The following is a 22,910-nucleotide window of genomic DNA, read 5'->3' as shown; positions in this document are numbered from 1 at the left end:
GCGCTCCCTTGGACGGACGCTCCCCGCCACGGGTTCCCGGCGCGCGCGACTCAGCGGGAGGACGGCCGGTGCGCCCGCAGGAGCCGTACGGTCTCCACGATCGCGGGCCGCCGGGCGGCATCACGGCGCCAGTAGGCGAACAGCTTCCTTACGGGCACGGGCTCCAGCGGCACGGCCACGACGCCGTCCGGCAGCGGGCCGCCCCCCAGGCGGGGCATCAGGGCGATGCCCAGGCCGGCGGCGACCAGCGCGACCTGCGTGTGGTTCTCCGCGGCCTGGTGGGCCAGCAGGGGCTCGCTGCCGGCGGTGCGCAGGGTCCGTACGAGCCAGTCGTGGCAGACGCTGCCGGGCGGCTGGTGGATCCAGCGCTCGTGCGCCAGGTCGGCCGGGGACAGCCGGTCCCGGGCGGCCAGCGGGTGGCCCGCGGGCACCAGGAGGTCGCAGGTGTCCTCCCCCGCGGGGGCCCGTTCCAGCCCGTCCGGGGCCGGCAGCGGCTCGGTGTCCCACTCGAAGGCCACGGCCAGGTCGAGCACGCCCTGCGCCACCAGGTCGACCGACACGTGCGGCTCGATCTCGGAGAGGCGGGCGTCGACGCCGGGGTGCGCGCGGGCCAGCGCGGCCAGGACGGGCGGCAACAGGCCGCGGGCCGCGGACGGGAAGGCGCCGATGTGCAGCTGCCCCGCCGGCTGCCCGCGGCGCTCCTCCAGCTCCGTCTCGGCCCGTTCGACCAGGCCCAGCACGTCCCGTGCCGTCGCGGCGAGGTGCTCGGCCGCGTCGGTCAGCGCCACGCCGCGGCCCCGGCGCTCCAGGAGCGTGGTGCGGGTCTCGCGCTCCAGCTTGGATATCGCCTGCGAGACCGCGGAGGGCGTGTAGCCCAGCGCGGTGGCCGCGGCGCTCACCGAGCCGTGCACCGAGACGGCGTACAGGGCGCGCAGCCGTGACAGGTCGAGCATGCGGGTCCCCGCTCTCTGCTGATGTGTGAGCGTTGCTGAATCCCATCATGAAGAACTGTGTGCTGGTGCTACATGGTTGCCGCGCGTGATGCTCGTCGCATGCGTCCGCACCACATCGCCCTGGCGGTGCTCGTCACCGCCCTCTGGGGCGTGAACTTCGTCGTCATCGACCTCGGCCTGGGGCACTTCCCGCCGTTGCTCTTCTGCGCCCTGCGCTTCCTGGCCGCCGCCGTGCCGGCCGTCTTCTTCGCCGGGCCGCCACCCGTGCGGTGGCGGTGGATCGTGGGGGTCGGACTGGCCCTGGGCGTCGCCAAGTTCGGGCTGCTGTTCGTCGGCATGCACGTGGGGATGCCGGCGGGCCTGGCCTCGCTGGTGCTCCAGGCGCAGGCCGTCTTCACGGCGGCATTCGCCGTCGCCGCGCTGGGCGAGCGGCCGGGGCGGCTGCGGCTGGCCGGCATGGCCGTGGCGCTGGCCGGCGTCGTGGTGGCGGCGGTGGACGAGGGCACGTCCGGGCCGCTCCTGGGGTTCGCGCTGGTGGTCCTCGCGGCGGCCGCCTGGGGCGTCTCCAACGTCCTCACGCGCAAGGCCGCGCCGCCCGACGCCCTGCGCTTCATGATCTGGATCAGCACGGTGCCGGTCCTGCCGCTGCTGCTCCTGTCGCTGGCGGTCGAGGGCCCGTCCGCCGACCTGGCGGCGCTGCGCTCGATGGACTGGGGCGGGGTGGGCGCCGTCCTCTTCGTCGCCTGGGTGGCGACGCTGCTGGGCTTCGGCGGGTGGGGCTTCCTGCTGCGCACCTACGACGCCTCGGTGGTGGCCCCGTTCTCGCTGCTCGTGCCGGTGTTCGGGATGTCGTCGGCGGCGCTGGTGCTGGGGGAGGGCGTGAGCCCGCTGCGCTGGTGCGCGGCGGTGCTGCTGGTCGGCGGGGTGGCGGTCACGTCGTTCGCGGGGCGGCCGCGGCGAGGCCGCGCAGGTACTCCGCTCCCGGTCCCGCCAGTTGCGGGAAGTCGGCCGCGTGCGGGTGCCAGCGTTTCTCGTACTCCCAGCACAGCCAGCCGTTCCAGCCGGACCGGCTGAGCGCGCCCACGCAGGCGCCGAGGGGCAGGACGCCGGAGCCCAGCGGCAGCGGCGCGGTGTCCTCGGCCGAGGCGACGTCCTTGACCTGGACGTAGCCCAGATGGGGGGCGAGGGCGGGGAAGCTGACGGCCGGTTCCTCGCCGCCGAGCCAGGTGTGCAGCACGTCCCACAGCGCGCCGACGTGGTGGTGGCCGACCGGGCCCAGGACGCGGACCACGTCCTGGGCCCGGCGGTGCGAGTCGTGGGTCTCCAGCAGCACGTGGACGCCGGCGTCGGCGGCGAGCGGGGCCACGGCGCCCAGCCGGCGCGCGGCGTCGGCGTCCGCCTCGGCGGCGGGGCGGGAGCCACCGCCGGGGAAGACGCGGACGTACGGGGCGCCCAGGTCGGCGGCGAGCCGGACCAGGCCGGCGAGCTCGTCCAGGACGGGTTCGTCGGGCCCGGCGGCGGCCACCCGGGCGTACCCGGCGACGGCCAGCACGGACACGCCGGCGGCCTCGAACTCGCGGACGGCGGCAGCGCGTTCGGCGGGGCCGGTGCCGGGGTGGAGGGGCTCCTCCGGATGGGCGCGCAGCTCCACGCCGTCGTAGCCGTGGGCCGTGGCGAGCCGCGCCACGTCGGGGACGGGGAGGCCGGGGACACCGAGGGTGGAGAACGCCAGTTTCATGACCCACCGGTTCCCTCCCGGGTGCGGGACATGCCCGCGGGAGGAGTGAAACGTCCCTGCGAAAACGTGTTCCCTACAGTAAGTAACGGAACGATAACAGCTCGGATTCCCTGCAACCCTGGACGGCCGTGGTGGGTCGTAGTTGGCGTCGGACCTCCCGAGGGGGGAATCCGGGGGGATTCGGAGGAGGCCGACAGGGGGGAACCGAGGGGCCCGGTCGTCGGACCGGGCCCCTCGAATCGCATCCGGGCCCCGGCTCCGCATGAAGCGGAACGAAGGTTTTCCACAGGCCCGAACGCCCTGTCGGGGCCCGGCGGTACCGTTCGGGCATGGTGCAAAGGGCTGTGGTCGAAGGGGTCCTGGAGCGGATCACCTACACCAACGAGGAGAGCGGCTACACGGTCGCCCGCGTCGACACCGGGCGCGGCGGCGGCGACCTGCTCACGGTCGTCGGGGCACTGCTGGGCGCCCAGCCGGGCGAGTCGCTGCGCATGGAGGGGCGCTGGGGCTCCCACCCGCAGTACGGCCGCCAGTTCCTCTGCGAGAACTACACGACGGTCCTGCCCGCCACCATCCAGGGCATCCGCCGCTACCTGGGCTCGGGCCTGATCAAGGGCATCGGGCCGCGCATCGCCGACCGCATCGTGAGCCACTTCGGCACCGACACGCTCGACGTCATCGAGCAGAGCCCCGAGCGCCTGATCGAGGTGCCGGGCCTGGGCCCCAAGCGGACGAAGTCGATCGGTGCGGCGTGGGAGGAGCAGAAGGCCATCAAGGAGGTGATGGTCTTCCTCCAGGGCGTGGGAGTCTCCACCTCCATCGCCGTCCGCATCTACAAGCAGTACGGCGACGCGTCCGTCTCGGTCGTCCGTCAGGAGCCCTACCGGCTGGCGGCCGACGTGTGGGGCATCGGCTTCCTCACCGCCGACCGCATCGCCCAGGCGGTGGGCATCCCGCACGACAGCCCGGAGCGCGTCAAGGCCGGGCTGCGGCACGCCCTGTCGCAGTCGGCCGACCAGGGGCACTGCTTCCTGCCGGAGGAGCAACTGATCGCGGATGCGGTGAAGTTGCTCCAGGTCGACACCGGTCTGGTCATCGACTGCCTGGCCGGGCTCGCCGCGGAGGAGGAGGGCGGGGTGGTCCGGGAGAGCGTCCCCGGGCCCGACGGCGGGGAGCCGGTCACCGCCGTCTACCTCACCCCCTTCCACCGGGCGGAGCTGTCGCTGGCCGGCCGGCTGACCCGGCTGCTGCGGGCGGAGGAGGACCGGCTGGCGGCCTTCGCGGACACCGACTGGGAGCGGGCGCTGGGCTGGCTCGCCGGGCGGACGGGCGCGGAGCTGGCCCCGGAGCAGCGGGACGCGGTGCGGCTGGCGCTCACCAGCCGGGTCGCGGTGCTCACCGGCGGGCCGGGCTGCGGCAAGTCCTTCACCGTCCGCTCGGTGGTGGAGCTGGCGCGGGCCAGGAAGGCCCGGGTGGTGCTGGCGGCGCCCACCGGCCGGGCCGCCAAGCGGCTGGCGGAGCTCACCGGCGCCGAGGCGTCCACGGTGCACCGGCTGCTGGAGCTCAAGCCGGGCGGTGATGCCGCCTACGACGCCGACCGGCCGCTGGACGCCGACCTGGTGGTCGTGGACGAGGCGTCGATGCTGGATCTGCTGCTGGCGAACAAGCTGGTCAAGGCGGTGCCGCCGGGGGCGCACCTGCTGCTCGTGGGGGACGTGGACCAGCTGCCGTCGGTGGGCGCCGGAGAGGTGCTGAGGGACCTGCTGGCGCCGGGCAGCCCGGTGCCGGCCGTCCGGCTGACCCGGATCTTCCGGCAGGCGCAGCAGTCGGGCGTGGTGACCAACGCCCACCGCATCAACAACGGGGTGCCGCCGGTCACGCAGGGCATGGCGGACTTCTTCCTCTTCGTCGAGGAGGACACCGAGGAGGCCGGGCGGCTGACGGTGGACGTGGCGGCGCGGCGCATCCCCGCGAAGTTCGGCCTGGACCCCCGCCGGGACGTGCAGGTGCTGGCGCCGATGCACCGGGGCCCGGCCGGTGCGGGCACCCTCAACGGCCTGCTCCAGCAGGCCATCACCCCGGCCCGGCCGGACCTGCCCGAGCGGCGCTTCGGCGGGCGCGTCTTCCGGGTGGGGGACAAGGTCACCCAGGTCCGCAACAACTACGAGAAGGGCCGGAACGGCGTCTTCAACGGCACGGTCGGCGTCGTCACCGGGCTGGACGAGGTGGAGCAGCGGCTGACGGTGCTCACCGACGAGGACGAGGAGGTGGGGTACGACTTCGCCGAGCTGGACGAGCTGGCCCATGCCTATGCGGTGACCATCCACCGCTCGCAGGGCAGCGAGTACCCCGCCGTGGTGATCCCGGTCACCACGGGTGCGTGGATGATGCTCCAGCGCAACCTCCTCTACACCGCCGTGACCAGGGCCAAACGGCTGGTGGTGCTGGTGGGGTCCCGGCGGGCGCTGGGGCAGGCGGTGCGGACGGTGTCCGCCGGACGGCGCTGCACGGCTCTGGACCACCGGCTGGCGGGGGGCGTGCGCGGGGGTGGTGGAGGTGGTGTTCGTCTCTGAACGGTTTACCAATCCGGGCGAAGGGGGCAGGATGGCCAGGCCGAGCGGCACTGAGTGCCGCCGGTAGGCCCTATGGCCGACCCCGAGTGCACGTTGATCGTCCAAATGGGGGAAGGTAGGGGTAGTCAGGGCACCTCGAAGAAGAGGCACAACGTCGGTGAGGGATGACGTGAGCGACAACTCTGTAGTACTGCGGTACGGGGACGGCGAGTACACCTACCCGGTGGTCGACAGCACCATCGGCGACAAGGGCTTCGACATCGGCAAGCTCCGTGCCCAGACCGGTCTGGTGACCCTGGACTCCGGTTACGGCAACACCGCCGCCTACAAATCCGCGATCACCTACCTCGACGGCGAGCAGGGCATCCTCCGCTACCGCGGTTACCCCATCGAGCAGCTGGCCGAGCGCAGCTCGTTCCTCGAGACGGCGTACCTGCTGATCAACGGCGAGCTGCCCACCGTCGACGAGCTGGCCGCCTTCAAGGGCGAGATCACCCAGCACACCCTGCTGCACGAGGACGTCAAGCGGTTCTACGACGGCTTCCCGCGCGACGCCCACCCGATGGCCATGCTGTCCTCCGTGGTCAGCGCGCTGTCGACCTTCTACCAGGACAGCCACAACCCGTTCGACGAGAAGCAGCGCCACCTGTCGACGATCCGGCTGCTGGCCAAGCTCCCGACGATCGCGGCGTACGCGTACAAGAAGTCCATCGGCCACCCGGTGGTCTACCCGCGCAACGACCTCGGCTACGTCGAGAACTTCCTGCGCATGACCTTCTCGGTGCCCGCCGCCGAGTTCGAGCTCAACCCGGTCGTCGTCAGCGCCCTGGACAAGCTGCTGATCCTGCACGCCGACCACGAGCAGAACTGCTCGACCTCGACCGTGCGCCTGGTGGGCTCCTCGCAGGCCAACCTGTTCGCCTCGATCTCCGCCGGCATCAACGCCCTGTGGGGCCCCCTGCACGGCGGCGCCAACCAGGCCGTGCTGGAGATGCTGGAGTCCATCCAGGCCTCCGGCGGCGACGTCGACGCCTTCATCCGCAAGGTGAAGAACAAGGAGGACGGCGTCCGCCTGATGGGCTTCGGCCACCGGGTCTACAAGAGCTTCGACCCCCGGGCCAAGATCATCAAGGCTGCGGCGCACGACGTCCTGTCGGCCCTCGGCAAGAGCGACGAGCTGCTCGACATCGCGCTCAAGCTCGAGGAGCACGCCCTCAGCGACGACTACTTCGTCTCGCGCAACCTGTACCCGAACGTCGACTTCTACACGGGTCTCATCTACCGCGCGATGGGCTTCCCGAGCGAGATGTTCACCGTGCTCTTCGCGCTCGGCCGGCTCCCCGGCTGGATCGCCCAGTGGCACGAGATGATCAAGGAGCCGGGTTCCCGCATCGGCCGCCCGCGCCAGATCTACACGGGCGTCGTCCAGCGCGACTTCGTCCCGGTGGAGCAGCGCTGACGCGCGCCCGCCCCGCAGACCGTACGAGGCGCCCCGCACCGGAAGGTGCGGGGCGCCTCGCGCCGTTCCGGGATCGTCACGGGATCGTCCGGGGCCGTCCGGAGGGCGGACAAGTAGGTGCAGGGTGCATGTGAAAAGCGCCCCGACTCCGATCCCCCCACGGGTCGGAGCGAGGCGCTTTCCCGCCCCGGCGGATTCCCCCCACGGGATCCGGCCGGGAGCTGCTGGACGCGACCTGCCGGGACGCGTACATACGGGAGGGCCGCTCAAAGCTCCCCGGGTACGCCGTCCCGGCCACGCGTGGCCGGTCCGTCCCCCAAGACGATCCAGCACTGCCCGGTTAGACCCACGACCCCCCGCGATGGTTACCCGCCAATCGCTGTGATCTAGGTCTCCGTTGCGGAGTGCGGCTCAGGCGCGGCCGGCGAGCTCGTAGCCGGCCTCGTCCACCGCCGCGCGGACCGCCTCGTCGTCCAGCGGCGCGGCCGAGGTGACGGTCACCAGACCGGTGGCCGCCACCGCCTGCACCGAGGTCACGCCCTCCAGCGCGGAGAGCTCGCTGGTGACCGCGGACTCGCAGTGGCCGCAGGTCATGCCGGTCACCTGGTAGACGGTGGTGCTCATGGGCGTACTCCTCGAACGTGTGTGACGTAGCGGGCGCTTGCTGCGCTCCGCTGACGACCGCCAGGGAAGCAGCTTACCCCCTGGGGGTATACCCAGGGGGTGTGCGGGCAGGGGTGGACGTCAGGTTCTCGCCTTCCGCGCCCGGTTGCCCGGACGGGAGGCGACCCAGAGCCGGATGGTGTCGGCGAACCAGTAGGGCCTGCCGTTCTCGGTCAGGTCCGGCTGCGGGAGCATTCCGTGCTTGCGGTAGGAGCGGACGGTGTCGGGCTGCACCCCCAGGTGGGCCGCGATCTCCTTGTAGGACCAGAGCCGACGGTCGGTCATCTCACGCGCCTCTCCGCCGTGCCGCGGCCACGGAAGGGGTTCCGTGGGGGGAGCCGCGGCGCGGCCTGTCGTCGTTCACCCTGCCGGGGTGAACGACGGAGAGTGACGACCCGTGCAGGGGCGTCCCGCGCTGTGACGGAAACAGGGCGCCGGTGTGACGTCCGTTACACGTGCGTGACACCGCCGCGCGCGCAGCGCCTGCCCCAGCCCGTCTCAGCCCGTTTCCGCCAGCCGGACCGGTCGGTCCTCGCGGCGGGACCGCTCGCACGCCTCGGCCACGTGCAGCGCGCGCAGCCCCTCCGCGCCCGGGCAGGGCCCCGTCGTCTCGCCGCGCGCCACGGCCGCCACGAACGCGGCCAGCTCGGCCCGGTACGCGCCCTCGAACCGCTCCAGGAAGCCCGGCCACGGCCGGGCGGGTGCCGCCGGGCCGCCCGGCTCGGCCGAGGTCATCGGGGACCGCTCGTCCAGCCCCACCACCCACTGGTCCCGGTCGCCGGACAGCTCGGTGCGGACGTCGTACCCGGCGCCGTTGCAGCGCGTGGCGGTCGCCGTGACGAGCGTGCCGTCGTCGAGCGTGAGCAGGGCCACGGCGGTGGCCACGTCGCCCGCCTCGCGGAAGAACGCCGGGCCCGCGTCCGACCCGCGGGCGTACACCTCCACCACCTCACGCCCCGTCAGCCACCGCACCGTGTCGAAGTCGTGCACCATGCAGTCGCGGATCAGGCCGCCCGAGTGGGGAAGGAACGCGGGCGGCGGGGGCGCCGGGTCGGAGGTCACGCACCGGATGGTGTGCACCCGGCCCAGTGCGCCCGACCGCAGGGCCTCGCGCGCGGCCCGGAAACCCGGGTCGAAGCGGCGCTGGAAGCCGATCTGCAGCAGCGTCCCCGCCGCCTCCACCTCGCGCAGCGCGGCCACGGTCCCCGGCAGGCTCAGCGCCACCGGCTTCTCGCAGAACGCCGGCAGCCCGGCCCGCGCCGCCCGCACGATCAGCTCCGCGTGGGAGGCGGTGGCGGTCGCGATGACGACGGCGTCCACGCCCCGGGCGTGCAGCAGCTCGCCCGCCGAGGCGGCCGTACCGGCGCCCACGGCCGCGGCCACGGCGGCCGCCCGCGCGGGGTCGGCGTCCGCGACCACGAGCTCCGCCACGCCCTCCGTCCGGGCGAGGGCCGCCGCGTGGAACGCCCCCATCCGCCCGGCCCCGAGCACCCCGACCCGCAGCCCGGCCCCGCCCGTGCCGCCTGCTCCCCGGGTCATCCGTCCGCCCTCCCGCCGCCGTCCTTCTCCGCCCCGTACAGCGCCGGCCGCGGGGCCATCTCCACCCGCGTACGCCCGCCCGTCGCCTGGGCTTGCAGGGCCGCCTCACAGACCGCGGCCGCCGCGTAGCCGTCCCAGGCGCCCGGCCCCGTGGTGTCCCCGCGCCGCGTGGCGTCCACCCATGCCTGCACCTCGCGGTCGTACGCCTCCTCGAAGCGCACCCGGAAGTCGGCGGGGATCGCCCCGCCCCAGCGGCCCGCGGCGTTCACGAAGGGCCCGTGGTCGTCGCCCACCCGGGCCGTGCCGCGCTCGCCCACGACCTCGCACCGCACCTGGTAGCCGAAGCCGCAGTTGACGAAGATCTCCACGTCCACGACCACGCCGCCCGCCGTCTCCAGCAGCACCAGCTGCGGGTCGTCCAGCCCCTCCGGCGCCGTCCCCGACGGCGCCGGCCGCACCACCTGCACCGCGGCGATCTCCTGGTCCAGCAGCCAGCGGGCCGTGTCGATCTCGTGCACCACCGAATCGCTGATCATCATGGGGGCGGTGTAGCCGGGCGGGGTGGCGGCGTTGCGGTGCACGCAGTGCAGCATCAGCGCCCGGCCCAGCCCGCCGCCCGTGAGCAGGGCCCTGAGCCGCCCGTACTCCGGGTCGTACCGGCGCATGAACCCCACCTGGACCCGGCGGTGCCCCAGCCGTGCCTCCGCCTCGACCACGCGCAGCGCCGAGGCGGCGTCCGGGGTGAGCGGCTTCTCGCACAGCACGGGCACGTCGCGGGCGAGCGCCTCCAGCAGCGTCGCCTCGTGCGCGGGCCCGGGGGAGGCGATCAGCACGGCGTCCACGCCCGGCGCCCCCATGGCCGCCTCGGGAGCGGTGTGTGCGGAGCAGCCGCCGGCCAGGGCCGCCGCGGCCCGGGCCCGTTCCTCGTCCACGTCGGCGACGGCCACGACCCGCGCCCCGCTGATCACCCGTTCGATGCGCCGTACGTGGTCCGCGCCCATGCGTCCCGCGCCGACGACGGCCACGCCGAGGAGGTCCGGGGCGTCCTGTCGCGTCATGGCTGTGCTCTCTCCCTCGAAAAGGTCCGGAAGGCCGGAGGGCCCGGACGGTTCAGGCGCCGCAGGAGCGCAGGAAGGCGCGGGTGCGCCGGGCGATGGGCAGCGGTGCGTCGGGCGCGCAGGGGTACATGTCCTGCTCGACGATGGCGAACAGGTCCACGCCCAGCTCCTGGGCGGCGGACAGGACGGGTTCCAGCGGCGGTACGCCGGTGGGCGGTTCGCACATCACGCCCTGCGCGACGGCCGGCCCGAAGGGCGTGCCGTGCTCGACGACGCCGGCGAGCACGGCGGGGTCCACCTGCTTGAGGTGCAGGTAGCCGATGCGTTCGCCGTAGGTGCGCAGGAGCTGCACGCTGTCGCCGCCGCAGTAGGCGTAGTGCCCGGTGTCCAGGCAGAGGTCGACCAGGCCGGCGTCGGTGGCGTCGAGGAAGCGCGTGACGTGCTCCTCGGTGTCGATGTGGGTGTCGGCGTGCGGGTGGACGGCGATGCCGAGCCCGAAGGCGTCGCGCACCTGCCGGGCCAGCCGCTCGGTGCCGCGGGCGAGCTCCCGCCACTGTGCGGCGGTCAGTTCCCGGTCTTCCAGGACCTCGGCGGTCCGGTCGTCGCGCCAGAAGGCGGGGATGACGACGAGGTGCTCCGCGCCCATGGCCCGGGTCAGCGCGGCCACGCGCGCCACCTGGGCCCAGGTGGCGTCCCAGACCGCGGGCCCGCGGTGCAGGGCGGTGAAGACGGTGCCGGCGGAGACCTTGAGGCCGCGGCGGGCCGTCTCGTCGCGCAGCAGGGCGGGGTCGGTGGGCAGATAGCCGTACGGGCCGAGCTCGATCCACTCGTAGCCGGCGTCGGCCACCTCGTCGAGGAACCGCTGCCAGGGCACCTGCGCCGGGTCGTCGGCGAACCAGACGCCCCAGGAGTCCGGGGCGGAGCCGACCCGGATGCGGTCCAGGACCGGGGGCCGCGGGCCGGGGGGAGTGCGGGCGGCTGCGGCTGCGGCGGCTGCTGCGGCTGCGTCCATGCGGCGGCTCTCCTCTCGCCGGCCGGCGTCGGCCGGGCAAGGGCTCTGCGGATGCCGGTAGCTTCGCGAGCGGGCGACAGGGTGTCAAGGTTTCGTCATGACATACGGACGTCACGTCAAGAACGCCCACCCGACGTCAATATGTAAGGACAAATCCTTGACAGTGGGGCGCGGCCCCCGCTAGACCTGCTGGCGTCGGCCCCGGGCCCGCCGGGGCGTCGAGCGCGGAGGGGGTGTCATGGCCGGTCACGACGGTCCCGGCGGTTCGTACGACCTGATCACCATGGGCCGGCTGGGAGTGGACCTGTATCCGCTCCGGGCCGGGGTGCCGCTGGAGGAGGCCGACACGTTCGGGAAGTTCCTCGGCGGGTCGGCCGCGAACGTCGCCGTCGCCGCCGCCCGCCTGGGCCGCCGCACCGCGCTCGTCAGCCGTACGGGTGACGACCCCTTCGGCCGTTACCTGCACGCCCAGCTGAGGGCCTTCGGCGTCGACGACCGCTGGGTGACGCCCGTCGCCGCCTACCCCACCCCGCTGACGTTCTGCGAGATCCACCCGCCGGACGACTTCCCCCTCTGGTTCTACCGCCGGCCCAAGGCCCCCGACCTGGAGATCCGCCCCGAGGAACTGGACTTCGCGGCGGTCCGCGCCACCCGCGTCTTCTGGGTCACCGGCACCGGCCTGTGCGAGGAGCCCAGCCGCTCGGCCACCCTCGCGGCGCTCCAAGCCCGCGCCAAGGCCGGCACCACCGTCTTCGACCTCGACTGGCGGCCGGTGTTCTGGGGCGGCGAGGGCGGTGCCTCGGGCGCCGGCGGCCGCACCGGCCCCGCCGCCGTGGCCGCCGCCCGCCCCCACTACGCCGCCGCGCTCGCCCACGCCACCGTCGCCGTCGGCAACGCCGACGAGTGCGAGGTCGCCACCGGCGAACGCGACCCCCACGCCGCGGCCCGCGCCCTGCTCGCCGCCGGCGTCGAACTCGCCGTTGTCAAACAGGGGCCCGAGGGCGTCCTGGCCGTCCACCGCGACGGCACCACCGCCGAGGTGCCGGCCGTCCGCGTCGAGGTGCTCAACGGCCTCGGCGCCGGGGACGCCTTCGGCGGCGCGCTCTGCCACGGGCTGCTGGCCGGCTGGGACCTGGAGCGCACCCTGACGTACGCGAACGCCGCCGGCGCCCTCGTCGCCTCCCGCCTCGCCTGCTCCTCCGCGATGCCCACGCACGACGAGATCACCACCCTGCTCGCCGGGGCCGCCTCGTGACGGCCGTCCGCATCGCGGACCTGCCGGCCGTCCGCAGCCACCACCCCGAGGCCATCGCGGAGGCCGCCGCCCGGCGCGCCCGCCGGCCGCTGCTCGGCCCCGGCGGCCGGCTGATGATCGTGGCCGCCGACCACCCCGCCCGCGGCGCGCTCGGCGTCGGCCCCCGCCGCCTCGCCATGGCCAACCGCGCCGACCTGCTCGAACGCCTCTGCATCGCGCTGTCCCGGCCCGGCGTCGACGGCGTGCTGGCCTCCGCCGACGTCCTGGACGACCTGCTGCTGCTCGGCGCCCTCGAACAGAAGGTCGTCATCGGGTCGATGAACCGCGGCGGCCTCCAGGGCGCCGCCTTCGAACTTGACGACCGCTTCACCGGCCCGCGCGCCCACGACCTGGTGCGGCGCGGCTTCGACGCGGGCAAGCTGCTGCTGCGGATCGCCTACGACGACCCGGGCTCCCTCGCCACGCTGGAGGCGGCGGCCCGGGCCGTCGACGAGATGGCGGCCCGCCGCCTCCCGGTGTTCGTCGAACCGTTCGTCTCCCGCCGGGCCGACGGCGGACGCGTCGTCAACGACCTGAGCGGCGAGGCGGTGGCGACGGCCCTCGCCATCGCCTCGGGGCTGGGGGCGACGTCGGCGTACACGTGGCTGAAGGTGCCGGTGACGGAGGACCCGGAGGAGATGGAGGCGGCGATGGGGGCGACGACGTTGCCGGTGGTGCTGTTGGGGGGTGACGTGGGGGCGCGGCCGGAGGACGTGTACGAACGGTGGGGTGCGGCCCTGCGACTGCCGTCCGTGCGGGGGCTCGTGGCCGGGCGCGCGCTGCTGTACCCGCCGGACGGGGACGTGGCGGGCGCGGTGGACGCGGCGGTGGGGCTGCTGTGAGGGGAACGGGATTCTTCCGGCCGAGCGCACGAGGAGCCGTATGACCGACCACACCTACACCTCCCTCGACATCGTCACCCTCCCGCCCGGCGGCACCCACTCCTTCCCCACCGGCGGCAGCGAGTGGATCGTGCTGCCCCTCAGCGGCGGCTGCACCGTCACCACCCGCGAGGGTGACACCTTCGCCCTCCGCGGCCGCGACAGCGTCTTCACCGCCGTCACCGACTTCGCCTACCTCCCCCGCGACACCCACGCCGGCGTGGCCACCGCCGCCGGCGGCCGCTTCGCCCTCGCCGGGGCCCGCTGTACACGGCGGCTGCCCGCGCGGTACGGGCCCGCCGAGGCCGTACCCGTCGAGCTGCGCGGCACCGGCACCTGCTCGCGGCAGGTGAACAACTTCGCCGCCGCGGACACGTTCGCCTGCGACCGGCTCATCGCCGTCGAGGTCCTCACCCCCGGCGGCAACTGGTCGTCGTACCCGCCCCACAAGCACGACGAGTACCACCCCGGCGAGGAGTCCGAGCTGGAGGAGATCTACTACTTCGAGATCGCCGACGGCCCCACCGGCACCCCCGGCCTCGGCTACCAGCGCGTGTCGCCGTCGCGCGACCACGGCACCGACCTGCTCCGCGAGGTCCGCACCGGGGACACCGTCGTCATCCCCGACGGCTGGCACGGGCCGTCGATCGCCGCGCCCGGCCACACCATGTACTACCTCAACGTCATGGCCGGCCCCGGACCGGAGCGCGAGTGGCTCATCCGCGACCACCCCGACCACGCCTGGGTCCGCGCCACCTGGCCGGAGCAGCCCGTCGACCCCCGTCTGCCGCTCTACCCGGGAGCCACGTCATGACCACCCGCCGTCTCACCGTTGCCCAGGCCCTGGTGGAGTTCCTCACCCAGCAGTACACCGAGCGCGACGGCCGCCGGCAGCGGCTGATCGCCGCCTGCTGGGGGATCTTCGGCCACGGCAACGTCGCCGGCGTCGGCCAGGCCCTCCTGGAGACCGGCGACGCCCTGCCCTTCCTCCAGGGCCGCAACGAACAGGCCATGGTCCACGCCGCCGTCGGCTACGCCCGGCACCGCGACCGGCTCTCCGCCCACGCCGTCACCACCTCCATCGGCCCCGGCGCCACCAACCTCGTCACCGGCGCCGCCCTCGCCACGATCAACCGCATCCCCGTCCTGCTGCTCCCCGGCGACGTCTTCGCCACCCGCCCCGCCGACCCCGTCCTCCAGCAGCTCGAACACCCCGGCGCCGGTGACGTCTCCGTCAACGACTGCCTGCGGCCCGTCTCGCGCTCCTTCGACCGCGTCACCCGCCCCGAGGCGCTGATCCCCGCTGCCCTCGCCGCCATGAGGGTGCTCGCCGACCCCGTCGAGACCGGCGCCGTCACCCTCGCCCTGCCGCAGGACGTGCAGGCCGAGGCGTACGACTGGCCGGAGGAGTTCTTCGCCGAGCGCACCTGGCACGTACGCCGCCCCGCGCCCGACCCCGCCGAACTGGACGCGGCCGTACGCGCCGTACGCGCCGCCCGCCGGCCGCTGATCGTGGCCGGCGGCGGCGTGCACCACAGCGGGGCCGAGGACGCGCTGCGCGCCCTGGCCGACGCCACCGGCATCCCGGTCGCCTCCACCCAGTCCGGCAAGGGCTCCCTGCGGTACGACCACCCGGCCGACGTGGGCGGCATCGGGCACACCGGCACCGCCACCGCCAACGCCCTGGCCCGCGCCGCCGACCTCGTCCTCGGCGCCGGCACCCGCTGGACCGACTTCACCACCGCCTCCGCCACCCTCTTCACCGCGCCCGGCGTCCGCTTCGTCAACCTCAACCTCGCCGGCCACGACGCCCACAAGCTGGCCGGGCTGCCGCTGGTCGCCGACGCCCGCACCGGCCTGGAGGCCCTCGCCGCCGGGCTCGCGGGCCACCGCGTGGACGAGGAGTACGTGCGCGCGTACACCGCCGGCAAGGCCGAGTGGGAGACCCTCGTCGACCGCGCCTTCGCGCCCTCCGACGGGCGCGGCGACGGCGCCCGCCCCACCCAGGCCCAGGTGCTGGGCGCGCTGGACGCGGTCGTCGGCGACGACGACGTCGTCATCAACGCCGCCGGGTCGCTCCCCGGCGACCTGCACAAGCTGTGGCGCGCCCGCTCCCGCCGCCAGTACCACGTGGAGTACGGCTACTCCTGCATGGGCTACGAGATCCCGGCCGCCCTCGGCGTGCAGCTGGCCGCCCCCGACGACCCGGTGTGGGCGCTCGTCGGCGACGGCACGTACCTGATGATGCCGACCGAGCTCGTCACCGCCGTGCAGGAGGGCCTCGCCGTCAAGGTGGTGCTGGTGCAGAACCACGGCTACGCCTCCATCGGCGGGCTCTCCGAGGCCGTGGGCGCCGAGCGCTTCGGCACCGCCTACCGCTTCCGCGCCCCCGACGGCACGTACACCGGCGACCCGCTGCCCGTGGACCTGGCCGCGAACGCCGCCTCGCTGGGCATGACCGTGCTGCGCGCCCGCACGGCGAAGGAGCTGCACGCGGCGCTGGCGGAGGCGCGCGCCTCGGACCGGCCCACATGTGTCTACGTGGAGACCGAAACAGCCGACACAGTGTCCGGCGCGCCCCCGGCGCAGGCGTGGTGGGATGTGCCTGTCGCCGAGACCGCGACCCGCCCGGCGGCCGTCACGGCCCGGGCCGGGTACGAGCGGGACGCCGCCGAGCGCCGCCGTCACCTCCGTCCGTAAGCGCACCCCACGCGAGAGAGGCCGCAGCCGATGAAGACCGTGAACCACTGGATCGGGGGCAAGTCCGTCGAGGGCACCTCCGGCACGTACGGACCGGTGACCGACCCGGCGACCGGGGCCGTCACCACGCGCGTCGCCTTCGCCGGCGTGGAGGAGGTCGACGCAGCGGTCGCGGCGGCCAAGGAGGCGTACGCGACGTGGCGCACGTCCTCGCTGGCCACCCGCACCTCCGTGCTGTTCGCCTACCGGGCGCTGCTCGACGCGCGCCGCGAGGAGCTGGCCCGCCTCATCACCGCCGAGCACGGCAAGGTGCACGCGGACGCGCTGGGCGAGGTGGCGCGCGGCCTGGAGATCGTGGAGCTGGCCTGCGGCATCACCACGCAGCTCAAGGGCGAGCTGTCCACCGAGGTGTCCGGCCGGGTGGACGTCGCCGCGATCCGGCAGCCGCTGGGCGTGGTCGCGGGCATCACCCCGTTCAACTTCCCGGCGATGGTGCCGATGTGGATGTTCCCGCTGGCCATCGCGTGCGGCAACACGTTCGTGCTGAAGCCGAGCGAGAAGGACCCGTCGGCCGCGATCCGGCTGGCGGAGCTGGCCGCGGAGGCCGGCCTGCCCGACGGCGTGCTCAACGTCGTCAACGGCGACCGGACGGCCGTGGACCGGCTGCTGGAGCATCCGGACGTGGCCGCGGTCTCCTTCGTCGGCTCCACGCCCATCGCCCGGCACATCCACGCCACCGCGTCCGCGCACGGCAAGCGCGTCCAGGCGCTCGGCGGCGCCAAGAACCACATGCTGGTGCTGCCCGACGCCGACCTGGACGCCGCCGCCGACGCCGCCGTGTCGGCGGCCTACGGCTCGGCGGGCGAGCGGTGCATGGCGATCTCGGCGGTGGTGGCGGTCGGCGGCACCGGCGACGAGCTGGTGGCGCGGATCCGCGAGCGCGCCGAGAAGATCAAGGTGGGGCCGGGCGACGACCCGGCGTCCGAGATGGGCCCGCTCATCACCGCCGCCCACCGCGACAAGGTCGCCTCCTACGTCCGCGGCGCCGCCGCCCAGGGCGCGGAGGTGGTGCTCGACGGCACCGGCCTCACGGTGCCGGGGTACGAGGACGGGCACTGGATCGGCATCTCGCTGCTCGACAAGGTGCCGGTGACGGCGGACGCCTACCGGGACGAGATCTTCGGGCCGGTGCTGTGCGTGCTGCGCGCGGAGACGTACGAGGAGGGGCTGGCGCTCATCAACGCCTCGCCGTGGGGCAACGGCACGGCAATCTTCACCCGCGACGGCGGCGCGGCGCGCCGCTTCCAGCTGGAGGTGGAGGCGGGCATGGTGGGCGTCAACGTGCCCATCCCGGTGCCGGTGGGCTACCACTCGTTCGGCGGCTGGAAGGCGTCGCTCTTCGGCGACCACCACGTCTACGGCAACGACGGGGTGCACTTCTACACGCGGGGCAAGGTGATCACCACGCGGTGGCCGGACCCGGCGGACGGGGGAGTGGACCTGGGGTTCCCGAGCCACCGCTGACGGGACGCCGGCCGGAATGACGGCCGGGAGGGCGGGGCAGCCGGAATGTAATGGTTTGCCCTGCCCTCACCCTTAAGCTCACCCTCATGACGTGGGCGCGCGCTCTCCGGGACACCGTGCGCGCCGGGCTGACCGTCGAGCGCGCCAAGCTCGAACCCCTGGTGGCGCTGCGCGGCGCGGCCGGTGTCGCCGTCGTCGTCGGCGTCTTCCTCGCCGTGGCCACCCCCGCCCTCGCCGTCTCCTCCGCGTTCGGGGCCTTCGCCTCCGGCGTGGCCACCTTCCAGCGCAGCTGGCGGCCCCGGCCCGTGCTGGCCCTCGCCGCCGCCTGCGGGCTGGGCGTCTCCACCTTCACCGGCTACCTCACCATCTCCCGCCCCCTCCTCTTCGACGCGCTCCTCGCCGCCTGGGCCTTCCTCGCCGGCATGGCGTGGGCCGTGGGGCCGGTGTCCGGCATGGTGGCCTCCCAGATGGTCGCCGTGATGCTGTTCACCGTCACGCTGCCCACCACCGTCCTGGGCGCCCTCGAACACGCCGGCATCATCGTCCTCGGCGGCCTCGTCCAGGCCGCGCTGATCGTCCTGTTCCCCATCCGCCCCTGGGGCCGGCAGCGCGACGCCCTCGCCGACGCGCTCGCCGCCGAGGCCGACTACGCCCGCCGGCTCCGGCACGACCCCACCGCGCCCTTCGACCCGCAGCCGCTGATGGACGCCCGCAGCGCCGCCGAACTGACCCCGCGCCAGGCGCGGCGCCGCCCCGCCCAGCTCGCCGGGCCCCGCGGGCTGGCGGAGCGGCTGCGGCCGGTCCTCGCCTCGCTCGCCGACCCCGTCCTCGGCGCGCCGCCCGACGGCCCCGGCCGGGACCGCGCCCGCGAACTGCTGGCCGCGGCCGCCACCGTCCTGGACGCCGTCGCGCACGCCGTGCGCCGGGGCCGGCCCGTGCGGCTGCCGCCGGAGACCATGGCGGCGCTCGACGTGCCGGAGCCCGGGACGGAGACGGCGCTGCGCGGCGCGGCCGGCCGCTCGGCGCTGCGGCTCATGGTGCTGCTCGCCGACGTCGTGGAGGCCGCCGACGAGCCCGTCACCTCCACCCGCCCCGGCATCACCGAGGAGGAACGCCGCCACCTGCTGCGGCCCTCCGTGCCCCGGCTCGTGCCCGTCGGGCTGCGCGCCCTGCGCCGCGAGGCGCGCCCTTCCTCCGCCATCGGCCGGCACGCGGTCCGGGTCACCGCCGTGGTCACCGTCGGCCACGCGCTGGGCGGCGCGCTGCCGTTCGGGCACGCCTACTGGGCGCCCATGACGTCGGTGATGGTGATGCGCCCCGATTTCGCCCAGACCTACTCGCGCGGCGTGGCGCGCTTCGTGGGCACCGTCGTCGGCGTGCTGCTGGCCGGCGGCCTGGTGATCCTCACCCACCCCGGCCCGTACGTCTGCGCGGGGCTCGCCGTGCTCTGCGTGGGCCTGATGTACCTGCTCATGCGCACCGGCTACAGCGTGGCCTCCGCGTGCATCGCCGCGTACGTCGTCTTCCTGCTCGGCGTCGTGGGCGAGGGCTGGTCGCAGACGGTGCAGTCGCGCCTGGTGCTCACCCTGCTCGGCGGGGCGCTGGCGCTCGCCGCGTACGCCGTGTTCCCCGCCTGGGAGACGCCGCGGCTGCGGGACCGGCTCGCCGACTGGCTGGACACCAACGGCCGGTACGCGCTGGCGGTGCTCGCCGTGTACGCGCGCCCCGGCGAGCGCCGCCCGCGCCGGGTCCGGGAGGCGCTGCTGGACGCCCGCGCGGCCCGCCGCGCCTGGGAGGAGGCGGCCGGCCGGGCCCGGCACGAGCCCGTACGGCACCGGGGCCTCTCCCGCCGCGCCGAGCGCGCCGCGGAGGCCGCCCTGGCCACCGCGGGCCGGGCCGTGATGCTGATGGAGGCCCACCTGCCGGGCCGGGACGCCCCGCCCTCGCCGGACGCCGGGGCGTTCGCGGACGCGCTGCGCGCCGCCCTGCCGGCCGCCGTACGGGCCGTACGGCACCGGGAGCCGCTGGACTGGTCCGCGCCCCGCGCCGCACTGGCCGCACGGCAGGCCGCGCCCGACCCGGAGGCCGTGCCGGTGCGCGCCGGCGAGCTGCTGCTGGACGCCCTCGACGAGCTCGCCGCCGCGCTCCGGCCGGCCCCGCGCGGCCGGGACCGCGCCCGCCGCCCTTGACCATTTCTGACGGCCTGTAAACGTGAGGCCGTTCACACTTCGTACGACAGTCCTACGGTCCTCCCGTAGATTCGCCACCAACTTTTTGTTATCCGCCCCGCCGCACCGGGTCTCCCAGGTGTCGGATCCAGCGCCGCCGCGCGGTGGCGCGGTGGCGGATGCTTCAAGAGAGGTGCGGGCGTGGAGAGTGTGAACGTGGCCGTGGTCGAGGCGGCGAGGGCCGGGGACACCGCGGCGCAGGACGAGCTCGTCGCCGCCCACCTGCCGCTCGTCTACAACATCGTCGGACGGGCCCTCAACGGCCACGCCGACGTCGACGACGTCGTGCAGGACACCATGCTGCGGGTGATCAACGGCCTGGACGGGCTCCGCGACGCGGCGAGCTTCCGCTCCTGGCTGGTGGCCGTCGCCATGAACCAGATACGCAACCACTGGCGGGACAAGCGGCCCGAGGCCCCCGTCAGTGGCATCCAGGACGTCGTCGGCGACGTCGTCGACCCGCAGGCCGACTTCGTCGACCTGACCATCGTGCGGCTCGGCCTGGAGGGCCAGCGCAAGGAGGCCGCCGAGGCCACCCGCTGGCTCGACGAGGGCGAGCAGGAAGTGCTGTCCCTGTGGTGGCTGGAGGCGGCGGGCGAGCTCACCCGCGCCGAGGTCGCCGCCGCGCTGGACCTCACCCCCCAGCACACCGCCGTCCGCGTGCAGCGCACCAAGGCCCAGCTGGACATCGCCCGCAACGTCGTCCAGGCCCTGGCCGCCCACCCGCGGTGCGCGCGCCTCGCCGACACCGTCGCCACCTGGGACGGCGTGCCCTCCGCGCTGTGGCGCAAGCGCATCGCCCGCCACGTGCGCGAGTGCGGTCGCTGCTCCGGCGCCCTGTCGGCGCTCGTGCCCGCCGAGGGCCTCCTCGCCGGTCTCGGCCTCGTCCCCGTGGGCGGCGCCCTGCTGCACCGCTGGGGCACGCCGGCCGCGCACACCGCGCCCGTCGCCCACAGCGCCTCCATACCCGGCCCGCGCGGCCGGCGCCGCGCCTCCGAGGGGCGGACGTCCGCCGGGCGCGGCCACCGGTCGAAGCCGCGCACCGCCCGCCGCGTGGCGGTCGGCGCCGGCGTCCTGGCCCTCATAGGCGGCGGCATAGCCGGCGGCGGCTACCTCCTGCAGACGTCCCCCGACGACACCCGCCTGACCGCCGAGGACCGCCCCGCCTCCGGCGAGCTGCACCAGCTGGGCGCCAAGGACCCCTCGCCGCTGCGCTCCGGCAGCCCCTCCGCGAGCCCGTCGCCCTCCGCCTCGGCCTCCGCGTCCGCCTCGCCCTCCGCGAGCGCCTCCGCGTCCGCCTCCGCCACCCCCTCGCCGTCGGCCTCCCGCACCTCCGACACGTCCGGGGAGCGCACCGCCGCCCCCACCAGGAAGGCCGCCCCCAAGGCGCCGTCCAACCCCGGCGGCGGCTCCACGGCCCAGAAGGTCGTCGCCCTCGTCAACGCCGAACGCGCCAAGGCCGGCTGCTCGCCCGTGACGTCCAACAGCCTCCTGGACGCCGCCGCCCAGGGCCACTCCGACGACATGGCCGCCCGCGGCTTCTTCGACCACACCAACCCCGACGGCAAGGGCCCCGGCGACCGCATCACCGCCGCCGGCTACCGCTGGAGCACGTACGGCGAGAACATCGCCTACGGGCAGCAGGACGCCGCGGCCGTCATGGACTCGTGGATGAACAGCCCCGGCCACCGCGCCAACATCCTCAACTGCTCCTTCAAGGAGATCGGCATCGGCATCAACACCGCCCCCGGCGGCCCCCGCTGGACACAGGTGTTCGGCGCCCGCTGAGCCGACCGGTCCCCAACTCCCCCCGTCCGCCGGTACGGTGATGATCAACGGCGGCCGCCCGCGCCACGGCACGGGCGGCCCACGACGCTGAACCGGCGGAGGGGCGGACGATGAGCGGTGCGGGGAACGGCGTGACCGGACGGCACGCGGTGGTGTTGGGAGGCGGCCTCGCGGGGCTGCTGGCGGCGCACGTGCTCGCCGCCCACGCGGAGAAGGTCACGCTCGTGGAGCGCGACCGCTTCCCCGACGGCCCCGAGTCCCGCCCGGGACTGCCGCAGGACCGGCACACGCACGTCCTGCTCCTCGGCGGCCAGCACGCCGTGGAGAAGCTGCTGCCGGGCCTCGTCGGCGAACTGGTCGCCGAGGGCGCGCCCCGCATCGGCGCGCCCCGCGACATCGTGCACTGGCAGGCCGGCACCTACTACCGCCGCACCGAGCCCACCACCCACTACCTCACCGGCTCCCGGCCGCTCACCGACTGGGTGGTGCGCCGCCGCGTCCTCGCCCACCCGCGCATCACCACCGTCGAGGGCGCCGAGGCCGTCGGCCTGCTCGGCGACGCCCGGCGCGTGCGCGGCGTACGGCTGCGCGAGCGCGGCAGCTCCGGCCGCGGCACGCACGACCTCGCCGCCGACCTGGTGCTGGACACCACCGGCCGCTCCTCCCGCGCGCCCCGCTGGCTCGCCGCCCTCGGCGCCGAACCGCCGCACGAGGAGCACCTGGAGACCGGCCTGGCCTACGCCACCCGCTTCTTCAAGGCCCGCCCCGCCGACCAGGACCTCACCTACCGCGGCGTCTACGTCGTCCCCAACCCCGCCCAGCGCCGCGCCGGCATCATGCTGCCCCTGGAGGGCGACCGCTGGTCGGTCATCCTCTCCGGGGTGCGCGGCGACGAACCGCCCACCGACGAGGACGGCTTCCTCGCCTTCGCCGCCACCCTGCCGCACCCCCTGCTGCACGACTGGCTGCGCGAGGCCGACCCCCTCACGCCCATCCACGGCTTCCGCAAGACCGCCAACGTCCGCCGCCGCTACGACCGGCCCGGGCGCCGCCCGGCCGGCTTCCTGGCCGCCGGCGAGGCCCTGTGCTCCTTCAACCCCATCTACGGGCAGGGCCTGTCCGTCGCCGCCCTCAGCGCCGTGGCGCTGCGCGACGCACTCGACGACCCGCGCCGCACCCCCACCACGCTCCGGGTGCAGCGCGCCCTGTTCGAGGCCACCCGGCAGGCGTGGGACATCTCCGCCGGCGCCGACAAGAACATGCCCGGCGCCACCGGCAACGCCCTGCGGCCGCGCGCCGTCGACAAGCCGGCCGAGTGGTACATGACCCGGCTGGTGGCACGCGCCACCGGCGACCCCGTGGTGGGCCGGGCCTTCCGCGACGTGCTCTCGCTGACCGCCCCCACCGCCTCGCTGTTCGCCCCCAGGGTGGCCGCCGCGGTGCTCTTCGGCCGCGGCGGGCAGGCACCCACCGAGCCGCCGCTGCACCGCGAATAGGCGG

At 74.9% G+C, this 22,910-nt stretch carries 17 protein-coding genes and 1 pseudogene; 11 read left to right on the top strand and 7 right to left on the bottom strand.

Annotated features, from left to right (window positions below):
• Nucleotides 1-50: 50 nt before the first annotated feature.
• A complete protein-coding gene (locus tag IE305_RS08480; protein WP_190128805.1) occupies nucleotides 51-953 on the bottom strand; it encodes a LysR family transcriptional regulator in 903 nt (300 codons plus the stop codon).
• Nucleotides 954-1,052: 99 nt separating this feature from the next.
• On the opposite strand from IE305_RS08480, the gene IE305_RS08475 reads away from it, so the two are divergent.
• Nucleotides 1,053-2,027, top strand: a complete 975-nt coding sequence (locus tag IE305_RS08475) for an EamA family transporter (protein WP_190128804.1) — start codon at nucleotides 1,053-1,055, stop codon at nucleotides 2,025-2,027.
• Here the strand turns inward: IE305_RS08475 and IE305_RS08470 are convergent.
• Nucleotides 1,912-2,691: pseudogene (locus IE305_RS08470) on the bottom strand (sugar phosphate isomerase/epimerase family protein); the annotation flags it as partial. The gene IE305_RS08475 and the pseudogene IE305_RS08470 overlap by 116 nt on opposite strands.
• Nucleotides 2,692-3,020: 329 nt before the next feature.
• Here IE305_RS08470 and recD2 point away from each other — a divergent pair.
• Both recD2 and IE305_RS08460 read left to right on the top strand, forming a co-directional pair.
• Nucleotides 3,021-5,264 (top strand): SF1B family DNA helicase RecD2, encoded by a 2,244-nt coding sequence (gene recD2, locus IE305_RS08465; RefSeq protein ID WP_190128803.1) that lies wholly within the window; start codon nucleotides 3,021-3,023, stop codon nucleotides 5,262-5,264.
• A gap of 169 nt (nucleotides 5,265-5,433) precedes the next feature.
• A complete protein-coding gene (locus IE305_RS08460) occupies nucleotides 5,434-6,723 on the top strand; it encodes a citrate synthase (RefSeq protein WP_190128802.1) in 1,290 nt (429 codons plus the stop codon).
• 411 nt (nucleotides 6,724-7,134) lie between these two features.
• Here the strand turns inward: IE305_RS08460 and IE305_RS08455 are convergent, their stop codons facing one another.
• From IE305_RS08455 to IE305_RS08435, 5 genes are all read right to left on the bottom strand, one after another.
• Entirely contained in the window at nucleotides 7,135-7,347 is a 213-nt protein-coding gene (locus tag IE305_RS08455) for a heavy-metal-associated domain-containing protein (protein ID WP_190128801.1), read from the bottom strand.
• A gap of 120 nt (nucleotides 7,348-7,467) precedes the next feature.
• A complete protein-coding gene (locus IE305_RS08450) occupies nucleotides 7,468-7,671 on the bottom strand; it encodes a helix-turn-helix transcriptional regulator (protein WP_190128800.1) in 204 nt (67 codons plus the stop codon).
• 213 nt (nucleotides 7,672-7,884) lie between these two features.
• Complete coding sequence (locus IE305_RS08445) at nucleotides 7,885-8,889, bottom strand: Gfo/Idh/MocA family protein (RefSeq protein WP_190129001.1); 1,005 nt, start codon at nucleotides 8,887-8,889, stop codon at nucleotides 7,885-7,887.
• A gap of 32 nt (nucleotides 8,890-8,921) precedes the next feature.
• On the bottom strand, nucleotides 8,922-9,983 hold the full coding sequence (locus IE305_RS08440) for a Gfo/Idh/MocA family protein (RefSeq protein ID WP_190128799.1): 1,062 nt from the start codon (nucleotides 9,981-9,983) through the stop codon (nucleotides 8,922-8,924).
• A 52-nt stretch (nucleotides 9,984-10,035) separates the two neighbouring features.
• Nucleotides 10,036-10,995, bottom strand: a complete 960-nt coding sequence (locus IE305_RS08435; RefSeq protein ID WP_190128798.1) for a sugar phosphate isomerase/epimerase family protein — start codon at nucleotides 10,993-10,995, stop codon at nucleotides 10,036-10,038.
• A 238-nt stretch (nucleotides 10,996-11,233) separates the two neighbouring features.
• On the opposite strand from IE305_RS08435, the gene iolC reads away from it, so the two are divergent.
• The 8 genes from iolC to IE305_RS08395 all read left to right on the top strand — a co-directional run bounded on the left by iolC (nucleotide 11,234) and on the right by IE305_RS08395 (nucleotide 22,906).
• Nucleotides 11,234-12,250: a 5-dehydro-2-deoxygluconokinase gene (iolC, locus tag IE305_RS08430; protein ID WP_190128797.1), complete on the top strand. Its 1,017-nt coding sequence runs from the start codon at nucleotides 11,234-11,236 to the stop codon at nucleotides 12,248-12,250.
• The gene (locus IE305_RS08425) at nucleotides 12,247-13,131 is read left to right on the top strand and encodes a Cgl0159 family (beta/alpha)8-fold protein (protein ID WP_229890692.1); all 885 of its coding nucleotides are present in this window, start codon (nucleotides 12,247-12,249) and stop codon (nucleotides 13,129-13,131) included. The genes iolC and IE305_RS08425 overlap by 4 nt, the downstream gene beginning before the upstream one ends.
• A gap of 40 nt (nucleotides 13,132-13,171) precedes the next feature.
• A complete protein-coding gene (iolB, locus tag IE305_RS08420; protein ID WP_190128796.1) occupies nucleotides 13,172-13,984 on the top strand; it encodes a 5-deoxy-glucuronate isomerase in 813 nt (270 codons plus the stop codon).
• Nucleotides 13,981-15,870 carry a 3D-(3,5/4)-trihydroxycyclohexane-1,2-dione acylhydrolase (decyclizing) gene (gene iolD / locus IE305_RS08415; RefSeq protein ID WP_190128795.1) on the top strand — a complete coding sequence of 630 codons (1,890 nt, stop codon included), beginning with the start codon at nucleotides 13,981-13,983 and terminating at the stop codon, nucleotides 15,868-15,870. The genes iolB and iolD overlap by 4 nt, the downstream gene beginning before the upstream one ends.
• Nucleotides 15,871-15,900: 30 nt before the next feature.
• A complete protein-coding gene (locus IE305_RS08410; RefSeq protein ID WP_190128794.1) occupies nucleotides 15,901-17,394 on the top strand; it encodes a CoA-acylating methylmalonate-semialdehyde dehydrogenase in 1,494 nt (497 codons plus the stop codon).
• An 86-nt stretch (nucleotides 17,395-17,480) separates the two neighbouring features.
• Nucleotides 17,481-19,583 carry an FUSC family protein gene (locus tag IE305_RS08405; protein ID WP_190128793.1) on the top strand — a complete coding sequence of 701 codons (2,103 nt, stop codon included), beginning with the start codon at nucleotides 17,481-17,483 and terminating at the stop codon, nucleotides 19,581-19,583.
• 180 nt (nucleotides 19,584-19,763) lie between these two features.
• On the top strand, nucleotides 19,764-21,410 hold the full coding sequence (locus tag IE305_RS08400; protein WP_190128792.1) for a sigma-70 family RNA polymerase sigma factor: 1,647 nt from the start codon (nucleotides 19,764-19,766) through the stop codon (nucleotides 21,408-21,410).
• Between the two features lie 110 nt (nucleotides 21,411-21,520).
• Nucleotides 21,521-22,906 carry an NAD(P)/FAD-dependent oxidoreductase gene (locus IE305_RS08395; protein ID WP_190128791.1) on the top strand — a complete coding sequence of 462 codons (1,386 nt, stop codon included), beginning with the start codon at nucleotides 21,521-21,523 and terminating at the stop codon, nucleotides 22,904-22,906.
• The last annotated feature ends 4 nt before the right edge of the window (nucleotides 22,907-22,910 follow it).

It is taken from the genome of Streptomyces mashuensis (assembly GCF_014654785.1).
Taxonomy (GTDB): domain Bacteria; phylum Actinomycetota; class Actinomycetes; order Streptomycetales; family Streptomycetaceae; genus Streptomyces; species Streptomyces mashuensis.
The sequence above is the reverse complement of the archived record's forward strand: the minus strand, read 5'-3'. Positions and strand labels throughout refer to the sequence as shown.